Annotated in this window: 8 protein-coding genes; 6 read left to right on the forward strand and 2 right to left on the reverse strand. The window is 71.7% G+C overall.

Features of this window, described 5'->3' with window-relative positions:
- Positions 1-33 precede the first annotated feature (33 nt).
- Complete coding sequence (locus ACWCO3_RS27525) at positions 34-954, reverse strand: hypothetical protein (protein WP_450012791.1); 921 nt, start codon at positions 952-954, stop codon at positions 34-36.
- A gap of 11 nt (positions 955-965) precedes the next feature.
- Positions 966-1,559 (reverse strand): hypothetical protein, encoded by a 594-nt coding sequence (locus tag ACWCO3_RS27530; protein WP_145779249.1) that lies wholly within the window; start codon positions 1,557-1,559, stop codon positions 966-968.
- 164 nt (positions 1,560-1,723) lie between these two features.
- On the opposite strand from ACWCO3_RS27530, the gene ACWCO3_RS27535 reads away from it, so the two are divergent.
- The 6 genes from ACWCO3_RS27535 to ACWCO3_RS27560 form a co-directional block, all read left to right on the forward strand.
- Positions 1,724-3,211, forward strand: a complete 1,488-nt coding sequence (locus ACWCO3_RS27535; protein ID WP_450012793.1) for a catalase — start codon at positions 1,724-1,726, stop codon at positions 3,209-3,211.
- A gap of 242 nt (positions 3,212-3,453) precedes the next feature.
- Entirely contained in the window at positions 3,454-6,003 is a 2,550-nt protein-coding gene (locus tag ACWCO3_RS27540; protein WP_450012795.1) for a sensor histidine kinase, read from the forward strand.
- On the forward strand, positions 6,003-6,425 hold the full coding sequence (locus ACWCO3_RS27545) for a roadblock/LC7 domain-containing protein (protein WP_145779252.1): 423 nt from the start codon (positions 6,003-6,005) through the stop codon (positions 6,423-6,425). The genes ACWCO3_RS27540 and ACWCO3_RS27545 overlap by 1 nt, the downstream gene beginning before the upstream one ends.
- Positions 6,415-6,804 carry a DUF742 domain-containing protein gene (locus tag ACWCO3_RS27550; protein ID WP_145779253.1) on the forward strand — a complete coding sequence of 130 codons (390 nt, stop codon included), beginning with the start codon at positions 6,415-6,417 and terminating at the stop codon, positions 6,802-6,804. Before ACWCO3_RS27545 ends, ACWCO3_RS27550 begins: the two co-directional genes overlap by 11 nt.
- On the forward strand, positions 6,785-7,387 hold the full coding sequence (locus ACWCO3_RS27555; protein WP_357842458.1) for a GTP-binding protein: 603 nt from the start codon (positions 6,785-6,787) through the stop codon (positions 7,385-7,387). Before ACWCO3_RS27550 ends, ACWCO3_RS27555 begins: the two co-directional genes overlap by 20 nt.
- Positions 7,388-7,474: 87 nt before the next feature.
- The coding region (locus ACWCO3_RS27560; protein ID WP_450012798.1) for a lactonase family protein at positions 7,475-8,152 on the forward strand (678 nt) is incomplete at its 3' end.

Raw genomic sequence — 8,152 nt, forward strand, 5'->3', positions numbered from 1 at the left:
GATCGGCCGAGGCGCCCCCGTTGGTCGTGTGGATCAGCGGCCCAGTACGCGGTCCAGGAAGTCCCGGTAGTTGCGCACCGCCATCCGCAGTTGTTCGGTGTCGGCCGAGCCGGCGTCCTGCCACCCACCCAGCGTGTTCTTCTGCGCGGCCAGCGCCGAGGAGAGGGCCTGGATGGCCTCCTCCACCAGCGACTGCGCCTCGCCGGCCGCCGCGTGCGGATCGTCGACGAAACGCAACTGCACGTCGCGCCAGCGGTCCCGGAAGCCCTGCGCGGTGTCCGCGTCCAGCAGCGTGGCCGCCGCCGTCGCGACTGTCGACCCGGCGGGCCGTGACGTCCCGGCGGACTCCAGCGAGCTGCCGGTGTCCTCGGAGTGGACCGTTTCGCCGTCCGCGTCGGGGTCGACCATCTCCGGTGTCGCACTGCCGTAGCCAGCCGCGTCCGCGTCGGGCCGCGCGTCGTCGACGTCGGTGTCGCGGCGGTGCAGCTCAGCGGTCGGGTCGGCGCGCAGACCCTCGCGCTCGCCGTCCTCGGCGCCGTCGCCGGGCTGGGCCGTCCGCTCCGCGCGGGGATCCGGCTGGTCCTGCGGGCGCGGGCTGGCCAGCGCGGACGCGGCCACCGCGTCGGCCACCGTGGTCGCGCCGAACGTCGTCGGCAGCGGACCCGGCTCGTGGAACTCTTCCGCGTCGGTGGACCGGTCGTCGCGCCGGTGGCGCGGGTCCCGCTCCTCGTCGGCCGGATCGTCAGCGGCGTCCCGTTCGGCGCTGTTCGTCTGCTTTGCGTCGGTGGTCCGGTCGTGGTCGGTGCCCTGGTCGTCGAAGGTGCCCCGCTCGTCGAGGGCGTCCTCCGGGACGTCGGAGCGGCCGGCCCGATCGCCGGCCGGGGGTACCGGCACGGGCGCGGAGCGAACCGCCTCCGGGTGGTCGTTGCTCACCTGCTGCTCTTCCTGGCGCATCGGTGGCCTCCTCAGCGGCTCGTGGCGTCGTGGTCCGGGTGGTGGCGCTGTTCGGGCATACGGTTGCCGAGCGGCTCTTCGCCGAGCAGGTCGGCGAAGAGCGCCCGGTAGTGCACGACCGCCTGCCGAAGCTCTTCGGTGCTCGCCTCGCCCCGGGCGTTGCGCAGGTGGATGTCGTGCGCGTCCCGGTAGTTGGTCAGCGTGCGGGCGTGCTCGACGGAGAGGTGCGCGATCTGGTCGGAGAAGTCCCCGGTCGGGTAGCCCTGCTCCTCGATGAGCCGGGTGACCAGTTCGTCGGCGTCGCCCACCGTCTCGCCGGGCGAGTCGATGAAGCGGACCTGGAGTTCCTCCCAGGCGGCGCTGTAGCGGGCCCGGGACTCCGGGCTGAGCGGGGTGAGCGAGAGCTCGGCGTGCCGGCGTTCCCGATCGCGCAGCTCGCGCTCCGCGGCGGACCGGCTGTCCTGCTCGGCCACCACCCGGTCGTACTCCGGCCCGAAACGGTCGCGCAGCGCACGACGGCGGCCCAGCGACCGGACGGCCACGGCCAGCGCCGCGACGACCACCAGCACGACGAGCACGATGACGATTACCTGAGTGGGCGACATGGGCTCCTCCTTCGTCATCTGGTATTCCCTCCGCACACTGATCGCCAATCCCGATCCGGGACACTTTCCTGACGAGGGACGCAGCTCGCCCTTCCCGAGGAGGGACGCGGCCCGCCGCGCCGCTGAAACTTGACTGGTTCCAGAAGAGGCGCTTTGGTGGGGTGATGCACCCACCGGCCAGCAAGCCGACCCTGACCACCCGGCAGGGCCATCCCGTGCACAACAACCAGCAGCAGCGGACGGTCGGCTCCCGAGGGCCCGCGACGCTGGAGAACTACCACTTCCTGGAGAAGATCAGCCACTTCGACCGGGAGCGGATCCCGGAGCGGGTCGTGCACGCGCGCGGTTTCGTCGCGCACGGCGAGTTCGAGGCGTACGGGACCATCGGCGACGAGCCGGCAGCGACCTACACCCGGGCCAAGCTGTTCCAGACCAGGGGCAAGAAGACCCCGGTGACCCTCCGCTTCTCCACAGTCATCGGCGGCCGGGACTCCTCCGAGGCCACCCGCGACCCGCGCGGCTTCGCCGTCAAGTTCCGCACCGAGGACGGCAACTGGGACCTGGTCGGCAACAACCTGCCGGTCTTCTTCATCCGGGACGCGGTCAAGTTCCCCGATGTCATCCACGCGCTGAAGCCGGACCCGGTGACCTTCCGCCAGGAACCGAACCGAATCTTCGACTTCATGTCCAACACCCCAGAGTCGATGCACATGCTGACCTGGCTGTTCAGCCCGCGTGGCATCCCCGCCAGCTACCGGACCCAGGACGGCTTCGGTGTCAACACGTACCGGATGGTCAACGCCGCCGGCGAGGGCGTGCTGGTCAAGTACCACTGGAAGTCGCAGCAGGGCATCGAGTCGCTGACCGAGGAGCAGGCCGCCGCCATCCAGGCGTACGAGCTGGGGCACGCCTCCAAGGACCTCTACGAGGCGATCGAGCGCGGTGAGCACCCCCAGTGGGAGCTGAACGTCCAGATCATGAGCGACGAGGAGCACCCGGAGCTGGCCTTTGACCCCCTGGACGACACCAAGACCTGGCCGGAGGACGCCTTCCCCCTGCGCCCGGTCGGCATGATGACGCTGCATCGCAACATCAGCAACTTCCACAACGAGAACGAGCAGATCGCCTTCGGCACCGGCGTTCTGGTCGACGGGCTGGATTTCTCCGACGACAAGATGCTGGTCGGGCGCACGTTCTCCTACTCGGACACGCAGCGCTACCGGGTCGGCCCGAACTACCTCCAGTTGCCGATCAACGCTCCCCGGGAGGACGTCCAGGTCAACACCAACCAGGACGGCGGCCAGATGGCGTACGCAGTGGACGGTCGGGGCGCCAACCCGCACATCAACTTCGAGCCGTCCTCGGTGGCCGGTCTCCAACAGGCCGACGAGTCGTACCGGGAGTACCGCCCGTTCGTCTCGGGCCGGGTCATGCGGGCACCGATCGAGCGGCAGAACAACTACGGCCAGGCCGGTGAGCGCTTCCGGACCATGCCGCAGTGGGAACGCGACGACCTGGTGAAGAACCTGACCAATCTGTTGGGTCAGTGCGACAAGCAGGTCCAGGAGAAGATGGTCTGGCACCTCAGCCAGTGCGACGACGCCTACGGCCGGCGGGTCGCCGAAGGGCTCGGCATCGCCGACAACGCCTGATCCGATCCGCAGCACGACGACGCCCCGCCGGTCCGCAGCGGGGCGTTCGCCGTTGCCCGGTCGACCGCATTTCGGAGCGTCGATGTTGGCGCGACTGGCGGTAGTGCAAAGGCCCTCGATTACGTATCCTGCCCAAGGCGCCCGCGCCGGTGCCCGGCTTCGACGCCGGGCAACGCACCCGGCCGGCGCGTTGCCCGGCGGTGCCGGCGCCCCTCCTGCCACCCCTGCACGGGCGAGGTCTGATGAGAACCCGCGACTGGCCGATCCGCTCCAAGCTGACCGCACTGGTCGTCGCGCCGGTGACCGCGCTGCTGGCCCTGTGGATCTTCGCTACGACGCTGACCTTCGGTCCCGCGCTGAACCTGCTCTCCGCGCGCACGCTGCTGTACGACCTGGGTCGTCCCGGCGAGGCAGTGGTCACCGAGCTGCAACGCGAACGCCGGCTGTCGGTGGTGCAGCTCGCCGGGACCACCGAACTGCCGGCGCTGACCGAGCAGCGTCAGCGCACCGATCGGGCGATCGCCGAGCTGCGCCGCCGGGTCGACGGGGAGGCGTTGCGCGACGCCGCCGACGACCTGTTGGAGGACCGCGTCGACCGCCTGGTCACCGCCCTGTCGGCGCTGCCGACCGGTCGCGGCTTCATCGACGGCCGCCTGATGGACCGCACCGGCGTGGTCGGCCTCTACAGCGGGATGGTCTCCGCGGCCTTCCAGGCGTTCTCCGCGATGGCGAACCTGACCGATCCCGCCATCAACCGGCAGGCTCTGGCGCTCACCGCGTTGGGTCGATCCCGAGAGTTGCTCGGCCAGACCGATGCCATGCTGGCCGGGGTGCTGACCACCGGCCGGTTCGCCGCGGGTGAGCACGCCCAGCTCGTACAGATGATCGGCAACCAGCGGTGGCTCACCGAGAGCGCGGTGGCCGACCTGCCCGAGGCGGGACGCGCCGCGTACCAGCGGCTGAGCGAGAGTCCGGACTTCACCAGCGTGCGCGCCATGCAGGACGCGTTGATCGGGGCCAACAGGTCGGGCCGACCGCCGGTGGACGCGGCGAGCTGGCAGGCCGGCCACGACGCCGTCCAACAGCAGCTCCGCGACTTCGAGCTGGATGAGGCCGACAACCTCGCCGACCGTTCGGTGCCGATGGCCGTCGGGATCCTGGCCCGGCTGGCCGCGGCCGGGGTGCTCGGGCTCGTCGCCGTGGTGGTCTCGGTGCTGGTGGCGTTGCGGGTCGGTCGCACACTGGTCCGGCGGCTCAGCGGCGTCCGCACCGCCGCGCTCGACCTGGCCGAGCACCGTCTGCCGGATGTGGTTACCCGGTTGCGCCGAGGTGAGCAGGTAGACGTCGCCCGGGAGGCGCCACCCCTGGAGTACGGCCACGACGAGATCGGCGAGGTCGGGCGCGCCTTCACCGAGGTGCAGCGCACCGCCGTCCAGGCCGCGGTCGACGAGGTCACCCTGCGTCGCGGGCTCAACGAGGTCTTCCTCAACATCGCCCGACGCAGCCAGAGCCTGGTCCATCGCCAGCTGCACCTGCTGGACCGGATGGAGCGCCGCGCGGAGGACCCGGACGAGTTGGCCCAGCTGTTCCAGGTCGACCACCTGGCGACCCGGCTCCGTCGGCACGCCGAGGACCTGGTCATCCTCGCCGGCTCCGCGCCGGGCCGCGGTTGGCGAAACCCCGTCGCCATGGTCGACCTGATCCGCGGCGCGATCTCCGAGGTCGAGGCGTACGACAGGGTGGACATCGCCGCCGTGCAGCCGGCCGGAGTGCTGGGCCGGGCGGTCGGCGACATCATCCACCTGCTTGCCGAGCTGGTCGAGAACGCCACCGCCTTCTCCCCGCCGGATACCCGCGTCACAGTCGTCGGGGAACAGGTGGCCAACGGGTACGCCCTGGAGATCACCGACCAGGGGCTGGGGATGTCCGTCGCGGCGCTGGAGACCGCCAACACCCGGCTGGCCACCTCACCGGAGTTCGACCCGGCGCAGAGCGCGCGCCTCGGCCTGTTCGTGGTGGCCCGGCTCGCGGCCCGGCACAACGTACGGGTCCGGCTGCGCCCCTCCGGTGACGGCGGGGTGACCGCCGTGGTGCTGGTCCCCACGGACCTCGTCACCACCGAACCCCCCGCCGGCCCCGACCCTGCCACGCTGGATGCCGCCTCGGCCGACGCTGGCCGACGGCTGGCTCGCCCGGCACGCCGGGACACCGTGCCCCGCGCCCGCACCCGCCCACCAGCGGCCCTGTCCGCTGTCGGGGCTCCGCCGGCTCCGTCTGCTGTCGCGGCTCCGTCTGCTTCAGCCGCTGTCGCGGCCCGGTCTGCTTCAGCCGCTGTCGCGGCCCGGTCTGCCTCAGCCGCTGTCGCCGCGCGGCCCGCGTCCGGGACCGGAGTGTCGACCTCGGACACGTCGCCCGCGAACGGGCGCGGCGAAGCCGGGTCGACGACCCCCGGCGAGACGGTCGACGACGAGCTGGACGGCCTTCCGCGCCGGGTGCGACGCCGCGCTCCCACCGCGCAACCCCGGTCGACCGTCACGGACACGCCGTCGCCCCGGTCTCCGGAGGAGGTCCGCCGGGTGATGGCCGCCCTCCAGGCCGGCACCGCGCGCGGACGCGCCACCGTGATCACCCCGACGGCACCCACGCCGACGGCGTCGACGGCACCCACGCCGACGGCGACGGCGACGGCAACGACGGCGCCAGCGGCACCAACAGGTCCCGCGAGCCCGGCTGCGCCCGCTGATCCGCAGCCCACCCCCGAACACCCGACCGCGACTGAGAGGGACGCCTAGTGCAGCAATCGACGAAGCGGAGCGCCGGCCTCGACTGGCTGCTCGACGAGCTGGTGCAGCGGGTTCCGGCCGCCCGGGAGGCCGTGGTGCTCTCCGCCGACGGCCTGCTCCTCGGCTGTTCGGCCGAGTTGGAGCGTTCCGACGCCGAGCACCTGTGTGCACTCGCCGCTGGTTTCTCCAGCCTGGCCCGGGGCGCCAGCCGGCACGTGGACGGCGGTCCGGTCCGACAGACCGTGGTGGAGATGGAGTCCGCGTACCTCTTCGTCACCGCCGCCGGTCAGGGTGCCTGCCTGGCGGTGGTCAGCGACGCCGACGCGGACATCGGGCTGGTCGCGTACGAGATGGCGATGCTTGTCATCCGGGTGGGGGAGAGCCTCTCCGCGCCGGCCCGATCGTCGACCGGAGCCGGTGATGCGGACTGAGCCGCCCGGGCCGCAGCACGAGTGGCTGGACGGCGACGCCGGGCCGGTAGTGCGCCCGTACACCCTCACCGGGGGACGGGTACGCTCCGCCGTCGACGGTTTCAACCTGGTCGCGTTCGTGCTGGCCGGATCCGACGTCGACGCGGCGAACCATCCGCACCTGCTCCCGGAGCATCGAAGGCTGGTCGCGCTGTCCCGCCGGCCCGTGTCGGTGGCCGAACTGGCAGCCGAGCTGGACCTCGCGGTCGGCGTGGTCCGGGTCCTGCTCGGTGATCTCCTGGCCGAGGGCCTGGTCGCGGTGCACGAGCCCCCGGCCGCCGGCATCCTTCCCAACGACGACATTCTCAAGGCGGTGGTCAGTGGACTCCGTGCGCTATGACCATGTGGGCACCAGCACCACCATCCCGCTGGCTCTGAAGATCCTGATCGCGGGAGGCTTCGGGGCCGGCAAGACGACGTTGGTGAGCGCCCTGAGCGAGGTCCGTCCGTTGCAGACCGAGGAGGTGTTGACCGGTGCCGGGATCGGCACCGACGACACCTCGGGGGTGGAGGGCAAGTCGACCACCACGGTGGCGATGGACTTCGGCCGGATCACCATCAACGACGACCTTCAGGTCTACCTGTTCGGCACCCCGGGGCAGGACCGGTTCTGGTTCCTCTGGGACGAGTTGGCCTTCGGCGCCCTCGGCGCGGTGGTGCTCGCCGACACCCGTCGGCTCGCCGACTGCTTCCCCTCCATCGACTACTTCGAGCAGCGGGGCATCCCGTTCGTGGTGGGCGTGAACTGCTTCGACGACTCCCGCCGCTTCAACCTGGAAACCGTACGCCGAGCCCTCGACCTGGACCCGGACGTGCCGATGGTGCTCTGCGACGCTCGGGACCGGCAGTCCGGGAAAATGGTGTTGATCTCACTGGTGGAGCATGTGGCCCGACAACGCGGGGAGCCGGTGCCGACGGCCTGAGATCCGGGCCGGAAAGCCGGTTAACGGCAGGGCTTCGCGGGCAGCCTCTGGTTGGATCAGCGGAGGACGCCAGCGGAGGAGTCGGACGTGAGTGGTCAGGATGAGGTTGTCCACATCGGGGGATACACCGCCCAGAGTGGTGGTCGGGGCAGCGGCATCGTCGCGGCGCGCCGCGACCCCACGACCGGGGCGCTGACCCCGCTCGGCACGGTGGCGGTCACCGCGTCGCCCTCCTTCCTGGCGCGGCACCCCACCCAACCGGTGCTCTACGCGGTCAACGAGTTGACGGACGGCGAGATCAGCGCCTGGCGGGTCGGGTCGGAGGGCGCGCTGGCTCCGCTCGGCAGCCGATCCACCGGTGGCGCCGAGCCGTGCCACCTGGCGGTGCTTCCCGACGGCGGCCACCTGCTGGCGGCCAACTACGGCAGCGGCAGCGTCGCGGTCTTCCCGCTGGACGCGCAGGGCGTGCCCGGCCAGCGCACCGACCTGGTGGTGCACGAGGGGCACGGCCCCGACCCGGATCGTCAGGACCACGCCCACGCCCACATGGTCTCCCCGGGTTCCGGTCGTGGGCCGATCTTCGCGGTCGACCTCGGCACCGACTCGGTCTACCGCTACGACCTGGACGACGCGACCGGACGGCTGGTGCCCCGCGCGCCGCGGATCCGCACGACGGCTGGCACCGGGCCCCGACACCTCGCCCGCCACCCGGACGGACGGCGTTGCTTCCTCGTTGGTGAGCTGGACGCCTCGGTCACCGCGTAC

The sequence above is a fragment of the Micromonospora sp. NPDC002411 genome (assembly GCF_053592955.1).

What these genes read in the sequence shown, in the direction of transcription:
- ACWCO3_RS27535 (WP_450012793.1), top strand. Translation starts at nt 1,724, where the DNA reads ATGCACCCACCGGCCAGCAAGCCGACCCTGACCACCCGGCAGGGCCAT.
- ACWCO3_RS27540 (WP_450012795.1), top strand. Translation starts at nt 3,454, where the DNA reads ATGAGAACCCGCGACTGGCCGATCCGCTCCAAGCTGACCGCACTGGTC.
- ACWCO3_RS27550 (WP_145779253.1), top strand. Translation starts at nt 6,415, where the DNA reads ATGCGGACTGAGCCGCCCGGGCCGCAGCACGAGTGGCTGGACGGCGAC.
- ACWCO3_RS27530 (WP_145779249.1), bottom strand. Translation starts at nt 1,559, where the DNA reads ATGTCGCCCACTCAGGTAATCGTCATCGTGCTCGTCGTGCTGGTGGTC.
- ACWCO3_RS27525 (WP_450012791.1), bottom strand. Translation starts at nt 954, where the DNA reads ATGCGCCAGGAAGAGCAGCAGGTGAGCAACGACCACCCGGAGGCGGTT.